General features: G+C 39.0%; 1 protein-coding gene. It reads right to left on the minus strand.

Annotated elements, in window-relative coordinates; genetic code table 11:
- The coding region (locus tag A1232T_RS13210; protein ID WP_482822387.1) for a nuclease/transposase family protein at positions 1-474 on the minus strand (474 nt) is incomplete at both ends.

A 474-nucleotide genomic window follows, 5' to 3' on the forward strand; every position in this document is an offset into this window, starting at 1 on the left:
GTGTTTTTGATTTTAGCGTGGATTGCTTTGACACGCTTTTTATTCTTAGCACGCTGGGCTACTGCTAATTTATTCGCCCACTTTTGCGTTTGCTTAATAATTAGCTTGGTGCCATTTGAGGTAGTAGCAGACTCTTTTAGGCCTAAATCAATACCAACGCTGCCCTTACCACTTACTTGCTTAGGAAAGTCTTTAACAGTAATACAGGCATACCAACGATTACGGCTGTCTTGTACTATCTCAAGCGTGTTAATTTGATATAGGCTTAGGTTGTAGCTATCGAATACATCTATGATGAGCTTTTGACCTTTAGACAGTGATAATTGAAGGGTTGATTTAAGTGCTTTCTTTCCCGTTTGTCTTGTGCTTAGATACTTGATAGCAGACTTTTTAAAAGGTATCCAGCCCAGTGATTTACGTTTGGCATCAGGACGATTGGTACGCCAGTTAAGCTTGGCTTTTTTAAATTGTTTT

Source organism: Psychrobacter pasteurii (assembly GCF_900162815.1).
GTDB classification, from domain to species: Bacteria; Pseudomonadota; Gammaproteobacteria; order Pseudomonadales; family Moraxellaceae; genus Psychrobacter; species Psychrobacter pasteurii.